The organism is Billgrantia kenyensis (assembly GCF_013697085.1).
GTDB lineage: Bacteria > Pseudomonadota > Gammaproteobacteria > Pseudomonadales > Halomonadaceae > Halomonas > Halomonas kenyensis.
This window is the reverse complement of record NZ_JACEFT010000014.1, coordinates 52,958-66,995: the sequence shown is the minus strand read 5'-3', so window position 1 is coordinate 66,995 and position 14,038 is coordinate 52,958. Positions and strand designations below refer to the sequence as shown.

The 14,038-nt window shown below is 67.3% G+C and carries 13 protein-coding genes; all 13 read right to left on the bottom strand.

The window, feature by feature from the left end:
* Nucleotides 1-2: 2 nt before the first annotated feature.
* The 13 genes from H1D44_RS12465 to narI all read right to left on the bottom strand — a co-directional run bounded on the left by H1D44_RS12465 (nucleotide 3) and on the right by narI (nucleotide 14,036).
* Nucleotides 3-671 carry a sarcosine oxidase subunit gamma gene (locus H1D44_RS12465; RefSeq protein WP_181515184.1) on the bottom strand — a complete coding sequence of 223 codons (669 nt, stop codon included), beginning with the start codon at nucleotides 669-671 and terminating at the stop codon, nucleotides 3-5.
* Nucleotides 664-3,726: a sarcosine oxidase subunit alpha family protein gene (locus H1D44_RS12460; protein ID WP_220128074.1), complete on the bottom strand. Its 3,063-nt coding sequence runs from the start codon at nucleotides 3,724-3,726 to the stop codon at nucleotides 664-666. Before H1D44_RS12460 ends, H1D44_RS12465 begins: the two co-directional genes overlap by 8 nt.
* Nucleotides 3,723-4,115 carry a sarcosine oxidase subunit delta gene (locus H1D44_RS12455; protein ID WP_181515183.1) on the bottom strand — a complete coding sequence of 131 codons (393 nt, stop codon included), beginning with the start codon at nucleotides 4,113-4,115 and terminating at the stop codon, nucleotides 3,723-3,725. Before H1D44_RS12455 ends, H1D44_RS12460 begins: the two co-directional genes overlap by 4 nt.
* Nucleotides 4,116-4,295: 180 nt before the next feature.
* A complete protein-coding gene (locus tag H1D44_RS12450; RefSeq protein WP_181515182.1) occupies nucleotides 4,296-5,546 on the bottom strand; it encodes a sarcosine oxidase subunit beta family protein in 1,251 nt (416 codons plus the stop codon).
* Between the two features lie 50 nt (nucleotides 5,547-5,596).
* Nucleotides 5,597-6,898 carry a serine hydroxymethyltransferase gene (gene glyA / locus H1D44_RS12445; RefSeq protein ID WP_181515181.1) on the bottom strand — a complete coding sequence of 434 codons (1,302 nt, stop codon included), beginning with the start codon at nucleotides 6,896-6,898 and terminating at the stop codon, nucleotides 5,597-5,599.
* 266 nt (nucleotides 6,899-7,164) lie between these two features.
* Nucleotides 7,165-8,202 (bottom strand): GlxA family transcriptional regulator, encoded by a 1,038-nt coding sequence (locus H1D44_RS12440; protein WP_181515180.1) that lies wholly within the window; start codon nucleotides 8,200-8,202, stop codon nucleotides 7,165-7,167.
* Between the two features lie 100 nt (nucleotides 8,203-8,302).
* The gene (moaA, locus tag H1D44_RS12435; RefSeq protein ID WP_181515179.1) at nucleotides 8,303-9,289 is read right to left on the bottom strand and encodes a GTP 3',8-cyclase MoaA; all 987 of its coding nucleotides are present in this window, start codon (nucleotides 9,287-9,289) and stop codon (nucleotides 8,303-8,305) included.
* Nucleotides 9,286-9,705 (bottom strand): putative zinc-binding protein, encoded by a 420-nt coding sequence (locus H1D44_RS12430; protein WP_181515178.1) that lies wholly within the window; start codon nucleotides 9,703-9,705, stop codon nucleotides 9,286-9,288. Before H1D44_RS12430 ends, moaA begins: the two co-directional genes overlap by 4 nt.
* 43 nt (nucleotides 9,706-9,748) lie before the next feature.
* The gene (locus H1D44_RS12425) at nucleotides 9,749-10,492 is read right to left on the bottom strand and encodes a Crp/Fnr family transcriptional regulator (protein WP_181515177.1); all 744 of its coding nucleotides are present in this window, start codon (nucleotides 10,490-10,492) and stop codon (nucleotides 9,749-9,751) included.
* Entirely contained in the window at nucleotides 10,452-11,693 is a 1,242-nt protein-coding gene (locus H1D44_RS12420; RefSeq protein ID WP_181515176.1) for a molybdopterin molybdotransferase MoeA, read from the bottom strand. Before H1D44_RS12420 ends, H1D44_RS12425 begins: the two co-directional genes overlap by 41 nt.
* Nucleotides 11,690-12,274 carry a molybdenum cofactor biosynthesis protein B gene (gene moaB / locus H1D44_RS12415; RefSeq protein ID WP_181515175.1) on the bottom strand — a complete coding sequence of 195 codons (585 nt, stop codon included), beginning with the start codon at nucleotides 12,272-12,274 and terminating at the stop codon, nucleotides 11,690-11,692. Before moaB ends, H1D44_RS12420 begins: the two co-directional genes overlap by 4 nt.
* A gap of 68 nt (nucleotides 12,275-12,342) precedes the next feature.
* Entirely contained in the window at nucleotides 12,343-13,164 is an 822-nt protein-coding gene (locus H1D44_RS12410) for a peptidylprolyl isomerase (protein ID WP_181515174.1), read from the bottom strand.
* Between the two features lie 185 nt (nucleotides 13,165-13,349).
* Entirely contained in the window at nucleotides 13,350-14,036 is a 687-nt protein-coding gene (narI, locus tag H1D44_RS12405) for a respiratory nitrate reductase subunit gamma (protein ID WP_181515173.1), read from the bottom strand.
* Between the last annotated feature and the right edge of the window lie 2 nt (nucleotides 14,037-14,038).

Here is a 14,038-nt window from a genome sequence, read left to right as displayed (position 1 = left end):
CCTCACGCGTCGACGCCGATGGCGTACTCCGCGCCCGCATCCAGAATCCAACGATAGCAGTAGTCGGCGAAGCTGCGCCGCAGCACCAGCTCCCAGCGCTGCTCACTGGGTCGGCGCAGGATCAGGTTGGCCTTGGCGAACACCGTCGTCACGCCCTTGCCCACCGGAAAGGCCTCCGGATGCACGTCGTAGGGCGTCGACTTCATCAGGAGTTCCCGGGCGCACTCGCCCTCGAGCTCTATCAGGGTCTGACCGCCGCTGACGTTGACGATGGCATAGTTTTTGACAGCGGTATCGCGGGCGTCGCCCAGCGCCTCGCGCAGCCGGCCCTCCAGCGCGAACTCCTCGCCGCCGGGGACGATCACCAGCCACTCGTCGGGGGAGAGCCACTGGATCGAGCGCTGACCATCGTCATCCTGGGTCAGGGTGTTGGGACGCCCCGGCAGACCGAAGCCGAGAACCCGGCGCACCGCCTCGTCGAGGACGATGGCGCCGCCGCGCAGGATCAGGTGGCCCAGCATCGCGCGCTCGCGCAGCACCACGCGGCTCTGCTGGCTGACGGCCGGGCGGCCGGTCTTGCGGTAGGACCAGGCCAGCGGGGACTCCGCCGGCACCTCGGACTGGGGGCGGACGTCGTAGTGGTTGAACCAGGTGGCAGTTTGCTCAGACATTCTGACGCTCTCCCTTGGGATCGACAAAGATCGGGCTGACGATTTCGGCGGCATGGGTCTTGCCGTCGGCCATGGGCAGGTAGACCGTCTCGCCCATTCGCGAGTGGCCGCCCTTGACCACGGCCAGGGCGAAACCGCTGCCCAGGGTCGGGCTGTAGTAGCTGGAGGTCACGTGGCCCACCATGGGCATGGGGATGGCGTGATCCGGATCGAAGACGATCTGGGCGCCCTCCTCCAGCACCACCGCCGGGTCCTTCGGCTTGAGGCCCACCAGCTGCTTGCGGTCGACGCGTCGGGTATCGGAGCGCGACAGCGAGCGCTTGCCCACCCAGGAGTAGGGCTTGTCGTAGCCGACCGCCCACTGCATGCCGAGATCCTCCGGGGTTACCGAGCCGTCGCTGTCCTGGCCGGCGATGATGAACCCCTTCTCCGCCCTCAATACATGCATCGTCTCGGTGCCGTAGGGCGTCAGGCCGTACTTCTCGCCGTGCTTGAACAGCGTCTTCCACACGTGCAGGGCATAGTTGGCCTGGACGTTGATCTCGTAGGCGAGCTCGCCGGTGAAGGAGATGCGGAAGACCCGCGCCGGCACCTCGGCCACCTTGCCCTCGCGCCAGTCCATAAACTTGAAGCTCTCCTTGGCCAAGTCTATGTCGGTCACTTCCGCCAGCAGATTACGCGCCTCGGGGCCGGTGATCGTCATGGTCGCCCAGTGGTCGGTCACCGAGGTGAAGGTCACGTTGAGCTCGGGCCACTCGGTCTGGTGCCACAGCTCCAGCCACTCCATGACCCCGGCGGCACCGCCGGTGGTGGTGGTCATGAGGAAGTGGTTCTCGCCCAGGCAGCTGGTGGTGCCGTCGTCCATCAGCATACCGTCGTCCTTGCACATCAGCCCGTAGCGGGCGCGACCGACGGCGAGCTTGGCCCACTTGTTGGTGTAGATGCGGTTGAGGAACTCGCGGGCATCGGGGCCCTGGATGTCGATCTTGCCCAAGGTCGAGGCATCGAGGATGCCGACCTTCTCGCGCACCGCCAGGCACTCGCGGGCCACCGCCTCCGCCATGCTCTCGCGTTCGCCGTTCGCGGCGTCGGGGCGTACTTGTGGAAAGTACCAGGGGCGCTTCCACTGGCCCACGTCCTCGAACTCGGCGCCGTTCTCCACGTGCCACTGGTGCAGGGCGGTGTAGCGCTTGGGGTCGAACAGCTCACGGCAGTGGCGGCCAACGATGGCGCCGAAGGTCACCGGCGTGTAGTTGGGCCGGAACACCGTGGTCCCCACCTCGGGGATCGACTTGTTCAGGCAGCGCGCGGCGATGGCCATGCCGTTGATGTTGCCGAGCTTGCCCTGGTCGGTGCCGAAGCCCATGGCGGTATAGCGCTTGACGTGCTCGATGGACTCGAAGCCCTCGCGGGTGGCCAGTTCGATGGCCGCCGCGGTGACGTCGTTTTGCAGGTCGACGAACTGCTTGGGTGCGCGCAGGGTGGGCTTTTCGTGAGGCACCTGATAGAGCGCACAGGCCTTGCCCTCGCGGCGGGCGTCGACCTGGGGCAGCTCGACGGCCTGAGGCGTGCGGCCCAGCGCGGTCAGCGCCTTCGTCGCCGCGGCCACGCCGTCGGCCAGACCTTCGGCCGTATCATGGATCCCCCGGGCGCTGCCGGCGGCGTGCACGCCCTTCACCAGGCTGGGCACGAAGCCGAGGATCTCGTCGTTCCAGGTGGGCCGGGCGCCGGTGTGGGAGGCCAGATGGATCACCGGGCTGTAGCCGCCGGAGCTGGCGATGGTGTCGCAGGCCAGGGTCTCGGCCTGGCCGGTTACCTTGAACGCTTGGGCATCGATGCTGGCCACGCGAGCGCCGCTGACGCGAGAGCCCCCCTTGGCCTCGATCACCGCCGCGCCTTCGATGATGCGGAACCCGCGGGCGCGGGCCTGCTCCACCAGCTCGCCGTCCGGCGCCTGACGCGCATCGACGATGGCCACCACTTCGCGGCCGGCGTCGTCCCAGTCCAGGGCGGCGCGGTAGGCGTGGTCGTTGGTAGTGGAGAGCACCAGCTTGTTGCCCGGCACCACGCCGTAGCGGCGAATGTAGGTGGACACCGCGCCGGCCAACAGGTTGCCCGGCACGTCGTTGCCGGCGTAGACCAGCGGCCGCTCGTGGGCGCCGGTGGCCAGCAGCACCTGACCGGCACGCGCACGGTGCATGCGCGAGCGGGAGGGGCGGTAGCCGTCCACGCTCGGCGAGGTCTCGCCGAGATGCTCGGTACGCCGCTCGTGCAAGGTCACGAAGTGGTGGTCGTGATAGCCGTTGGCGGTGGTGCGGGCCAGCAGAGTGACGTTGTCGAGCCCGGCGAGCTCCGCCAGCACCTGCTCGGCCCACTGGGCGGCGGGCTGGCTGTCGAGCAGTTCGCGACTGTCGAGCAGCGAACCGCCCATCTCCTCCTGCTCGTCGGCCAGGATCACCCGGGCGCCGCTGCGGGCCGCGGTCAGCGCCGCCGCCAGGCCGGCGGGGCCGGCGCCGATCACCAGCAGGTCGCAGTGCTGGTTGAGATGATCGTAGCTGTCCGGGTCGCGCTCCATGGGGCTACGGCCGAGCCCTGCGCCCTTGCGGATGTACTTCTCGTAGGTCATCCACATGGAGGCCGGCGCCATGAAGGTCTTGTAGTAGAAGCCCGGCGGCATGAAGCGACCGCCCAGCTTGCCCACCAAACTCATGACGTCGCGCTGCACGTTGGGCCAGCCGTTGGTGCTGCGCGCGACGAGCCCGTCGAACAGCGCCTGCTGGGTGGCGCGCACGTTGGGCACCTGGGCCGCCTCGGTGCTGCCCAGCTGAACCAGCGCATTGGGCTCCTCGGCGCCGGCGGCGACGATGCCGCGCGGGCGCGAGTACTTGAAGCTGCGGTTGACGATATCCACGCCGTTGGCCAGCAGCGCCGAGGCCAGGGTGTCGCCGGCATGGCCCTGATAGTGCTGGCCGTTGAAGGTGAAGCCGAGCTTGCGCGAGCGATCGATACGCCCGCCCTCTTGGAGACGATTCGGCTGTGTCACGGACTTGCTCATGCCTTCTCCCCCTTGACCGTTTCTACCGTGGCATTGGTGGCGCCCACGGTCTGTTGTCCGCTGCTGGCGACCTGCACCTTACCCTGGACTTCGTCACTCGCCAGGCTCTCGGCGGTGATGCGGGGCGGCTCGCCGATCTTGTAGGTTTCGAGGATCTCGTAGCTCACGGTATTGCGCGTGACGTTGAAGAACTTGCGACAGCCGACGGCGTGCACCCACAGTTCGTGGTGGATGCCGCGGGGGTTGTCACGGAAGAAGAGGTAGTCGCCCCACTCCTCGTCGGAGCAGGCCTCGGGATCCGCGGGGCGTACGATATGCGCCTGGCCCTTGGGGTGGAACTCCTCTTCCTCGCGGAGCTCCTCGCAGTGGGGGCAGTAGATAAGAAACATGGTGGTTCTCCCTTGGAGAGACTTTCACAATCCGGCATCCGATGAGCTTCTCCGGCGACAAGCCTGCGCGAGGGCGCTGTGAACCCATCCCTGGGCGCTATTTTTGCCATCCATGGCAAAAAACCCTCGCTTCGCCTTGTCCCCGGCGCTCATCGCGAAGCGCCTGTCCTCACTGAGTTATCAATGCGCCACGCCGGCCGCGCCGTGCTCGTCGACCAGTGCCCCGGTATGGAAACGGTCGATGGAGAACGGGGCCGCGAGAGGATGGGCCTGATTCTTGGCCAGGGTCCAGGCGAACACGTGGCCCGACCCCGGGGTGGCCTTGAAGCCGCCGGTGCCCCAGCCGCAGTTGAAGAAGAGCCCCTTCACCGGCGTGGCGGAGAGGATCGGGCAGGCGTCCGGGCAGGTGTCGACGATGCCGCCCCACTGGCGGTTCATGCGTACCCGCGAGAAGATCGGGAACATCTCGACGATGGCCTGCAGGGTGTGCTCCACGGTGGGGTAGCTGCCGCGCTGGCCGTAGCCGTTGTAGCCGTCGATGCCGGCGCCGATCACCAGGTCGCCCTTGTCGGTCTGGCTGATGTAGCCGTGCACGTGGTTGGACATCACCACCGTATCGAGCACCGGCTTGAGCGGCTCGGAGACCAGCGCCTGCAGCGGGTGGGACTCCAGCGGGAGGCGGAAACCGGCCATCTTGGCCAGCACGCCGGAGTTGCCCGCCGCCACGCAGCCCACGGTCTTGGCCTCGATGTCGCCGCGGTTGGTGTGCACGCCGTAGACGCGGCCGTCGCGAATCTTGAAGCCGGTGACCTCGGTGTTCTGCAGCAGGTCGACGCCGAGTGCGTCGGCGGCCCGGGCATAGCCCCAGGCCACGGCGTCGTGGCGCGCCACGCCCGCCCGCGGCTGCCAGGAGGCACCGAGGATCGGGTAGCGGGCGTTCTTCGAGCAGTCCATGATCGGCACGATCTCCTGGATCTCCTCGGGGGTGAGCACCACGCTGTCGATGCCGTTCAGGCGGTTGGCGTTGACCCGGCGCTGGACGTCGCGCATGTCCTGCAGGGTGTGGGCCAGGTTCATGACGCCCCGCTGGGAGAACATGACGTTGTAGTTGAGGTCCTGGGAGAGCCCTTCCCACAGTTTCATGGCGTGCTCATAGAGAGCCGCGGCTTCGTCCCACAGGTAGTTGGAGCGTACGATGGTGGTGTTGCGGGCGGTATTGCCGCCACCCAGCCAGCCCTTCTCCACCACCGCCACGTTGGTGATGCCGTGCTCCTTGGCCAGGTAGTAGGCGGTGGCCAGGCCGTGGCCGCCGCCGCCGACGATGATCACGTCGTACTGCTTCTTGGGCGTGGGGTTGCGCCACTGGCGCTCCCAGTTCTCGTGGTGGCTGAGCGCGTGCTTGGCCAGCCCGAATCCTGAATAGCGTTGCATCTCGTCTCTCCTCGACCGGCCCCGGCGGGCGGGGCCGTTACCCTAGGCGTTCAGGCGGTGGCGGTTTCGTGGGCCGGGGCGGCGGTGGCGACCCCGTACACCGGATGGCGCTCGCAGAGCGCGGCGACCTTCTCGCGCACCTCGGCCTCCACGGCGTCGGTATTGCGCTGCTCGGCCAGCACATCGAGGATGTCGCAGATCCAGCCCGCCAGCTCGGCGCACTCGGTCGCATCGAAGCCGCGGGAGGTCACCGCCGGAGTGCCGATGCGCAGGCCGGAGGTGACGAAGGGGCTCTGGGGATCGTTGGGCACGGCGTTCTTGTTGACGGTGATATGAGCGCGGCCCAGCGCCGCATCAGCGTCCTTACCGGTCACGCCCTGCTTGATCAGCGAGACCAGGAAAAGGTGATCGTCGGTGCCGCCGGAGACCACGTCATAGCCGCGCTCAATAAACACACCGGCCATGGCCCGGGCGTTGTCGATCACCCGCTGCTGATACCGAACGAAGGCCTGGCTCATGGCCTCCTTGAAGGCCACCGCCTTGGCCGCGATCACGTGCATCAGCGGCCCCCCCTGCTGGCCGGGGAAGACCGCGCCGTTGAGCTTCTTGTAAAGGTCAGCGTCGCCGTGAGCGGAGAGGATCAGGCCGCCGCGGGGGCCGCGCAGGGTCTTGTGCGTGGTGGTGGTGACCACGTGGGCGTGGGGCAGCGGGCTCGGGTAGAGGCCGGCGGCGATCAGGCCGGCCACGTGGGCCATGTCGACCATGAACCAGGCACCCACCTCGTCGGCAATGTCACGGAAGCGGCGCCAGTCGACGACGCGGGCGTAGGCGGAGAAGCCGGCGATGATCAGCTTGGGCTTGTGGCTGCGCGCCAGCCGCTCGACCTCCTCGTAGTCGATCTCGCCGGTCTCCGGATTCAAGCCGTACTGCACGGCGTGGTAGTGCTTGCCGGAGAAGTTGGGCGCCGCCCCGTGGGTCAGGTGGCCGCCGTGGGCCAGGCTCATGCCCAGCACGGTATCGCCCGGTTTGACCAGGGCCATGAAGGCCGCGGCATTGGCCTGGGCGCCGGAGTGGGGCTGGACGTTGGCGTAGTCGGCGCCGAACAGGTCACAGGCGCGGTCGATGGCCAGCTTCTCGACCACGTCGACGTGCTCGCAGCCACCGTAGTAGCGCTTGCCCGGGTAGCCCTCGGCGTACTTGTTGGTCAGCTGGGTGCCCTGGGCCTCCATCACCGCCCGGCTGGCGTAGTTCTCGGAGGCAATCAGCTCGACATGGGCCTCCTGGCGGGACACTTCGTCGGCAATGGCGGCGGCAACCTGAGAATCGAATGCGGCGAGACCAACCTGATTCATGACTGACTCCTGTTGTTGTCTGGTATCTGTTGTCGGGTATCGGCAGGTATTGCCTCGAATCTATCGGCTACCTGACCCGGTGAAAAATTTGAAATCCTTATGCATGGATTAAAGGCAACCGGAAGCAGGAAAGATTGAACGAATGCGACAGGCTTGCTGAATGTCCGAGTCGAGCCGGCAGCCCAGGCATATTGATTCGAGCTGATGAAGCGCGCCAGGGAAGAGAGCTCAAAGCCGCATGAAGCGGACGGGTGGAGCAGGCCGGCTCAGAGCGCCGGACGGCCCTCGACGTGCAGGAAGAAGGGATCGACCCGGGCGCCTCCCGGCTCGCTTACGCTCTTGCGCATTTCCGACGGCGTCATGCCGAAGGCGCTACGAAAGTGGCGTGAGAAGTGGGCCGTATCGGCGAAGCCGCAGCGCTCGCCGATTTCGGTAATGCTCTTGCCGGTGTAGTGCAGCAGCCACACGCCGTAGCGCAGGCGCAGGTCGCGGGAGAACTTCTGCGGGCTGACGCCGAGCGTCTCCTTGAAGCGGCGCTCCAGGTTGCGCCGTGAAGTACCGACCCGCTCGGCAAGCACCTCCATGGAGATCATCTCCCCCAGGTGCTGCTCGAGCAGCGCAATGGCCTTGCGCACCAGGCGGTCCTCGATCTTGCCGAACACCACCGGCTGAGGCTGGGGATGCCCCCCCGTGCGCGCCTCGTCAAGCAGCATGATGTGCAGGCTCTTCATCGCCCAGGCCTTGCCCAGGTGACGCTCGATCAGATAGGCGGCCAGGTCCGCTCCCGCCGCGCCGCCGGCGCAGGTGAGGCGGTCGCCGTCGTCGATGAACAGGCGATCAGCGACGGGCTCGATGGCAGGAAAGCGCTGGATCATGTCGCGGTGGTGATACCAGCTCACGCAGCAGCGGCGCCCCTTCATCAGCCCCGCCTGAATCAGCGCAAAGACGCCGGTGCACAGCCCGACCAGCGGCACCCCGGTATCCGCCGAGCGACGCAGATAGGCCAGCGCCGTGGAGTCCACCCGGTCGCGCTCGTCCTGCACCCCGCCGATCACCACGATGTAATCGAAGCTCGCCGGATCGCGGAAAGGCTCGCAGGGCGAGATGGCCGCGCCGCAGCTGGACGTGGCCTGCTCCCCCGTGCTGGTCATGAAGGTCCAGTGGCAGCGCAGCTGGCGGCTGCGGTCCCCCTCGTCAGCCGCCAGGCGCAGGCAGTCGACGAAGGCCGCAAACGGCAGCAGGGTGAAGCGGTTCAACAGGACGAAGCCGACCGAGAGGGGCTCGTGCGAGGCGACCGGGAGCATGGGAACGACCTTTGGGCAGGATGCGATACTCTGCCCCGACATTGCCCCTGACGCCCGTGCCGGTCAAGTCAGCGGAACGATGCGACGTGGCAAGCCGCCGTCAGCCCCCCGTCATGTTCATGAAGCGCACCACCTGCACGTCGCCGTCGGTGGTGAAGTGGTGACGCTCGGGCTTGTTCTGCATGGCATCGACGATGGCGGCCTTGAGCCGTTCGAGATCGCCAGGGTGGCGGCGCATCACCGCGCGCAGGTCGACCGAGTGCTCATTGCCCAGGCACAGCAGCAGGCGGCCTTCGGCGGTGACCCGCACGCGGTTGCAGGCGGCGCAGAAATTGTGGCTGTGGGGCGAGATGAAGCCGATGCGCGAGTCGCTGTCGGTCATGCGATAGTAGCGCGACGGCCCGAGGGTGGTTTCGGTGGTGGGCAGCAGGGCGTGGCGCGCCTCGATGGCTCCGCGCACGTCGTCGCTGGAGCAGAAGGTCTCGCCGCGGTCGTGGCTCATGTTCTGGCCCAGCGGCATCTCCTCGATGAAGCTGATGTCGACGCCTTCGGCGCGAGCAAACTCGACCAGGTCGAGCACTTCGTCGTCGTTGCGCCCCTTGAGGATCACCGCGTTGAGCTTGATGCGCGTAAAGCCGGCATCCCGGGCGGCGCGGATGCCGTCGATGACCCTGGCGAGATCACCGGTGCGGGTCAGGGCGCGGAAGCGCGCCGGGTCGAGCGAATCGAGGCTGACGTTGAGCCGCTTGAGCCCGCCCTGGTACAGCGCGCGGGCGTGCTTGACCAGGCCGGCGCCGTTGGTGGTCATGCCGAAGTCGCGCAGGCCCGGCAGCGCGCCTAGCTTGCTGACCAAATCCTCGATGCCGCGACGTACCAGCGGCTCGCCGCCGGTGAGGCGGATCTTCTCCACGCCGAGCTCGACGAAAGCCCGCGACAGCGTGGCGATCTCCTCCAGCGTCAGCAGCTTGGCCCGGGGCAGGAAGGTCATCTCCTCGGCCATGCAGTAGACGCAGCGGAAGTCGCAGCGGTCGGTGACGGAGAGGCGGACGTAGCGCACGCTGCGGCCGAAGCCGTCGATCAGGCTCATGGGGTCTTCTCCGCGTGGGCTTCTACGTGAGACTCGGCATTCATCGGCAGGCGGGCGATCAATTCGCCGACCTGTTCGGCCACCTCGTTGACGGTGTCGTCGTCGTAGCTCTGGCCACGACGCTTGCGAAAGCCCTGCTCGTAGAGCTTGACGTGTTCGCTGGCGCTCACCCCGGCCCGGGCCAGGCAGTGGGTCACGCAGTGCATCTGGCAGCCGTCGATGGCGACGATCGGCCGCCCCGAGCGTGCGGTCCGCACCAGGCCGGGCACACCGCCGCCCACCCCCGAGATGCACGACATCTCGGCCACGCCGGTGTGATCGAGGAGCACGGCCACGTCGTTGGCCAGCTGCGCCACGTCGGAGCAGCCGGAGCAGGAGTAGACCAGGGTGCGAGGCTTGTTCGCGGTTCGGGACATGCATCCTCCCTTCAGTACAATGCGCGACCCCGCGCCGATGACCTCAGTCGTCGGCCAGCATGGCGTCGCGCAGTTTCTGCTCGTCGAGCACCGTGAGGCGCTGACGGTCGATGCTGATCACTCCGCCGTCACGCAGCTTGGCCAGTAGCCGCGATAGGGTCTCCGGCGTCATCGCCAGCTGAGCGGCGAGCCAGCGCTTGGGGATCGACAGCCGCACCACTCGCGGCGTGCGGCTGCGGCCCGAAGGTAGCTGGCGCAGGATGTAGCTGACCAGCCGCGACATGGCATCGGCCTGTGTCAGCAGGGCCAGATCCTCGAGGCGCTCGGTGAGCTCGAGCGCCAGCCGGCTCATGAATTCGGCGCGGCAGGCCGGCTGGCGATCCATGATCTCGCGACAGCGCTGGGCCGGGACCGCCAGCGCATGAGTACGCCGCAGTGCCTCGGCGGAGTAGAGGTAGACGCCGGCGCTCGACACCATGCTCAGCTCGCCCAGGGTGCCCCCGCGCTCGACGCAGCGAATCGTGGCCAGGCGGCCGTCGCCGGCGCTGCGCGCCAGGCGCACTGCGCCGTTGATGACGATATACAGCCAGTGTGCCGGTGTCTCCTGGCGAAACAGCCATTCCCGGGTCTTCAGCGAGCGCAGCTCGGAGTCCTGCAGTAATGCAGTGACCTCGTCTTCATCCAGCTCACCCAGCCAGGGCACGCCGTGGATGAGCTCGCGCAGCTGCTTGGGCTTGAACAGCAGGTCAGTCGACGAACTGCCCGGCGGGTAGATAGGGGTATTCATGACCTTCCTCCACTTCGGTATCGGCGGCCACCATCAGATAGCCGTGCGCCTGGCTCGCCCCATGCAGCATATGAGAGCCCTGTCCGCCGGCAAGCATGGCAACCGGATGGTCGCCCTGCCAATCGAGCGTGACGCGCAGCAGCTCACGCCGTCCCGGGCTCCCCCGCCGTGAGAAACCGGCGCGGACGCGATATTGTTGTAATGGTCCGACGGTGCGGCCCTGGCAGCCCTGGACGAAGGGTCTCGCCAGCATGTGCCAACCCACCAGAGAGGCCACCGGATTTCCCGGCAGGCCAATCAGCGGGACACCTTCAGGTGAACCGTCATCCAGGTAGCCGAAAGCGAACGGCTTGCCCGGCTTCATTGCCACGCCGTGGAAGAACAGCCCGCCAAGCTCATCGAGCACGGGCCGGACGTGGTCCTCTTCACCCACCGAGACACCGCCGGTGCACACCACCAGATCGGCGTTGTCGCGGGCGAAAGCAAAGGCTTCGCGCAGCGCATCGGGGTCGTCGGCAATGACGCCCAGGTCGACGACATCGCACGCATCCTGTTGCAGCAGCGCCTTGAGCATCACCCGGTTGCTGTTGTAGACCTGCCCGGGAACGTAAGGCTCCCCCGGCTCGATCAGCTCGTCGCCGGTGGAAATCAGCGCCACCTTCAGGCTGGGCAATACCGGCACCTCGGCAATGCCCTGACTGGCCAGCATCGCCAGCGCCGGAGCATCCAGCGTCCAGCCTGCCGACAGCAGCGGGTCGCCTTCGCGGTACTCCTCGCCGCGTCGGCGGATGTTGGCCCCCGGCTTGGCCTCGCCGACGACGTGCATCCTCCCCGCCTCGTCCAGCCGCACCCGCTCCTGGGGCACCACGCAGTCGGCCCCCCTGGGCACCGGCGCACCGGTGAAGATACGTGCGCAGCCGCCTTCGGGTAGGGTCTGAACGTCGGCACCCGCCGCTACCCGCATGACCACCGGCAGCCCTGCAGCGGAGAGTTCCGCCAGGCGCAGTGCATACCCATCCATCGCGCTGTTGTCGATACCGGGCATGTCGAGACGAGCCGTCAGGTCACGGGCCAGCACCCGTCCGGCGGCCTGCTCCAGGGCCACCAGCGCCTCGCCCCGCACCGGCTCGGCCGCCGCGATCATGCGCGCCCTCGCCACTTCCAGGTCGAGCAATCCTTTGGCAAGGGTGGCACAGCTCATGCGCGCACTCCTTGACCGCGGTCAGGCACTACCGGCTGCTCACGGGTGCCGCAGGCCTGCTGCTCGGGCATCACCATGGCGACGAAATTGCAGGGGCGGGTGCGGGCATCGAGCTGGCTTTCGAGGATGCCGTCCCAGGCGGTGGCGCAGGCCTTGGGCGAACCGGGCATGGCGAACACCAGGGTGCGGTTGATGACACCGCCCACCGCACGCGACTGCACGGTGGAAGTGCCGATGCTGTCATAGGAGAGCTGGCGAAACAGCTCGCCGTACCCGTCCACCGCGCGGTCGAACAACGGCAGCAGTGCCTCCGGCGTGGTGTCGCGGGTGGTGAAGCCGGTGCCTCCGTTGACCAGGATCACTTGCACGTCATCGCGCACCACCCACTTGGAAACCACCGCACGGATTCGGTAGATATCGTCTGGCACGATGCGCCGCTCTACCAGCGCATGGCCGGCCTCCGACAGGCGCTCGCTGAGCAGGTCGCCGCTGCCGTCGCGGTCGAAGCCACGGGTATCGGAGACGGTGAGCACGGCGATGCCGAGCGGCACGAAGCGAGCGTTGGCGTGAACATGAGACATGACGGCTCCTCATCGCCCGCCGGGCGGGCTGTGAACGAATACGTGGTGAAATCGCCGCGCAGGCACTTCTACTGCATCAGCGAGCTGGCGCTGTCGTCGTCGAGCGCTATCCCCTCGACGCCGATTTCAGCTTCGAGCACCAGCAGATAGTGGCGCAAGGCGCGCCGAGTGGCCTGTTCGCGCAATGTGTGGCGAACACGCTCAGCGACCTGGTCGAAGGGCAGGCGCTGGCCACCGACACGCTCGTCGATCAGCACCACGTGCCAGCCATAGCGTGATGCCAGCGGACGGTCGTGCAGCCCCTCTGGCAGGTGCTGCAGCGCGCGATCCAGCTCGGCCACGGTCTGGCCCTGGGCCAGCCAGCCCAGCTCGCCGCCTTCGTCCCGCGACGGGCAGGCGGAGTGGCGCATGGCGAATTCGGTGAAGCGCTCGGGAATCACCGCGAGCTCCTCGATCAGCTGTTCGCCCAGACGGTACTGGGCATCCCGCGCGTCGGCGTCATCGGGCGCGGCCGCCAGCAGGATATGGCGTACGGCAATGCGGGTCGGCTCGCTGAAGCGCTCGGGGTCGGCATCGAAGAAGCGGCGGCAGGCCTCTTCCTCGGGCTCCGGCACCTCCAGCTCCCGCTCCAGCAGCGTGGCAATGGCGGCGTCATGCTCGCCTTCGTCACGGGAATCGGCGGCCAGCAGACCGAGTTCGACGGCACGCTGGCGCAGCAGTTCGCGCACCACCAGGGCGCGGGCGGCCAGCAGTTTCGCCTCGTCGGCGGTCGCCGCCGGGTGATACTGCATCTCGCGGGCGATGCTGTCCTCGTCGATGGGCTTGTCGCCTACCTTGACGGGGGGCGCAGCGTAGCGGCCCGGCAGCTGTGCGATCTCGATCATTTGCATGTCATTTACCTCAATAATCTTGCCGGGGCAGGCCCGGGGACAAGGTTTCCGAGGAGGCGCTGTGAACCCGTCCCTGGGCGCTACTTTTGCCATCCATGGCAAAAGACCTCCTCGTCCACCTTTCCCCGGCCCTTGAGTGGTGCCATTGCTCGCGAAACAAAGCGAGCACAGCCGGCTTGAACCTGTCAGACCCCGCCGGTGCGACGACGGACGAGCTGATAGCGCCGCGTCACGTAGCCCATCGGCACGCTCCACACGTGAACCAGACGGGTGAAGGGGAAGACGAGGATGATGGTCAGGCCCACCAGGATGTGCAGCTTGTAGATCAGGCCCACGCCCTCGAGGTATGCGGCAGCTCCGCCCTGGAAAAACACGATGGACTGCGCCCAGCCGGAGAACTGCAGCATCTTGGCGCCGTCCAGGTGACCCAGTGTGGGCAGGATGGTGAGCAGGCCGAGCGCCACCTGAAGCACCAGCAGGCCGATGATCACGGTGTCCATGGTGCTGGAAGAGGCACGCACCCTCGGGTTGGTGAGACGACGATGGAACAGCATGGCGCCGCCCACCAGACACATCACGCCGGCGATACCGCCCACCACCACGGCGATGACCTGCTTGGTACCGGCGCTGATGAACGGGCTGTAGACCCAGCTCGGCGTGAGCAGCCCGGCCAGGTGGCCGAAGAAGATCACGATGATGCCGATGTGGAACAGGTTGCTGGCCATGCGCATGTTCTTCGACGACAGCATCTGGCTGGAGCCGGTCTTCCAGGTGAACTGCCCCTGGTCGTAGCGCAGCAGGCTGCCGATCAGGAAGACGCTGCCGGCGAGGTAGGGGTAGAGCCCGAACAGCAGGGAATCGATGTAGTTCATGA

Coding starts and splice junctions, on each gene's coding strand:
- H1D44_RS12455 (WP_181515183.1), bottom strand. CDS start 4,115: ATGTTTCTTATCTACTGCCCCCACTGCGAGGAGCTCCGCGAGGAAGAG.
- H1D44_RS12410 (WP_181515174.1), bottom strand. CDS start 13,164: ATGCAAATGATCGAGATCGCACAGCTGCCGGGCCGCTACGCTGCGCCC.
- H1D44_RS12450 (WP_181515182.1), bottom strand. CDS start 5,546: ATGCAACGCTATTCAGGATTCGGGCTGGCCAAGCACGCGCTCAGCCAC.
- narI (WP_181515173.1), bottom strand. CDS start 14,036: ATGAACTACATCGATTCCCTGCTGTTCGGGCTCTACCCCTACCTCGCC.
- H1D44_RS12425 (WP_181515177.1), bottom strand. CDS start 10,492: ATGAATACCCCTATCTACCCGCCGGGCAGTTCGTCGACTGACCTGCTG.
- moaB (WP_181515175.1), bottom strand. CDS start 12,274: ATGTCTCATGTTCACGCCAACGCTCGCTTCGTGCCGCTCGGCATCGCC.
- H1D44_RS12465 (WP_181515184.1), bottom strand. CDS start 671: ATGTCTGAGCAAACTGCCACCTGGTTCAACCACTACGACGTCCGCCCC.
- H1D44_RS12430 (WP_181515178.1), bottom strand. CDS start 9,705: ATGTCCCGAACCGCGAACAAGCCTCGCACCCTGGTCTACTCCTGCTCC.
- glyA (WP_181515181.1), bottom strand. CDS start 6,898: ATGAATCAGGTTGGTCTCGCCGCATTCGATTCTCAGGTTGCCGCCGCC.
- H1D44_RS12440 (WP_181515180.1), bottom strand. CDS start 8,202: ATGCTCCCGGTCGCCTCGCACGAGCCCCTCTCGGTCGGCTTCGTCCTG.
- H1D44_RS12460 (WP_220128074.1), bottom strand. CDS start 3,726: ATGAGCAAGTCCGTGACACAGCCGAATCGTCTCCAAGAGGGCGGGCGT.
- H1D44_RS12420 (WP_181515176.1), bottom strand. CDS start 11,693: ATGAGCTGTGCCACCCTTGCCAAAGGATTGCTCGACCTGGAAGTGGCG.
- moaA (WP_181515179.1), bottom strand. CDS start 9,289: ATGAGCCTGATCGACGGCTTCGGCCGCAGCGTGCGCTACGTCCGCCTC.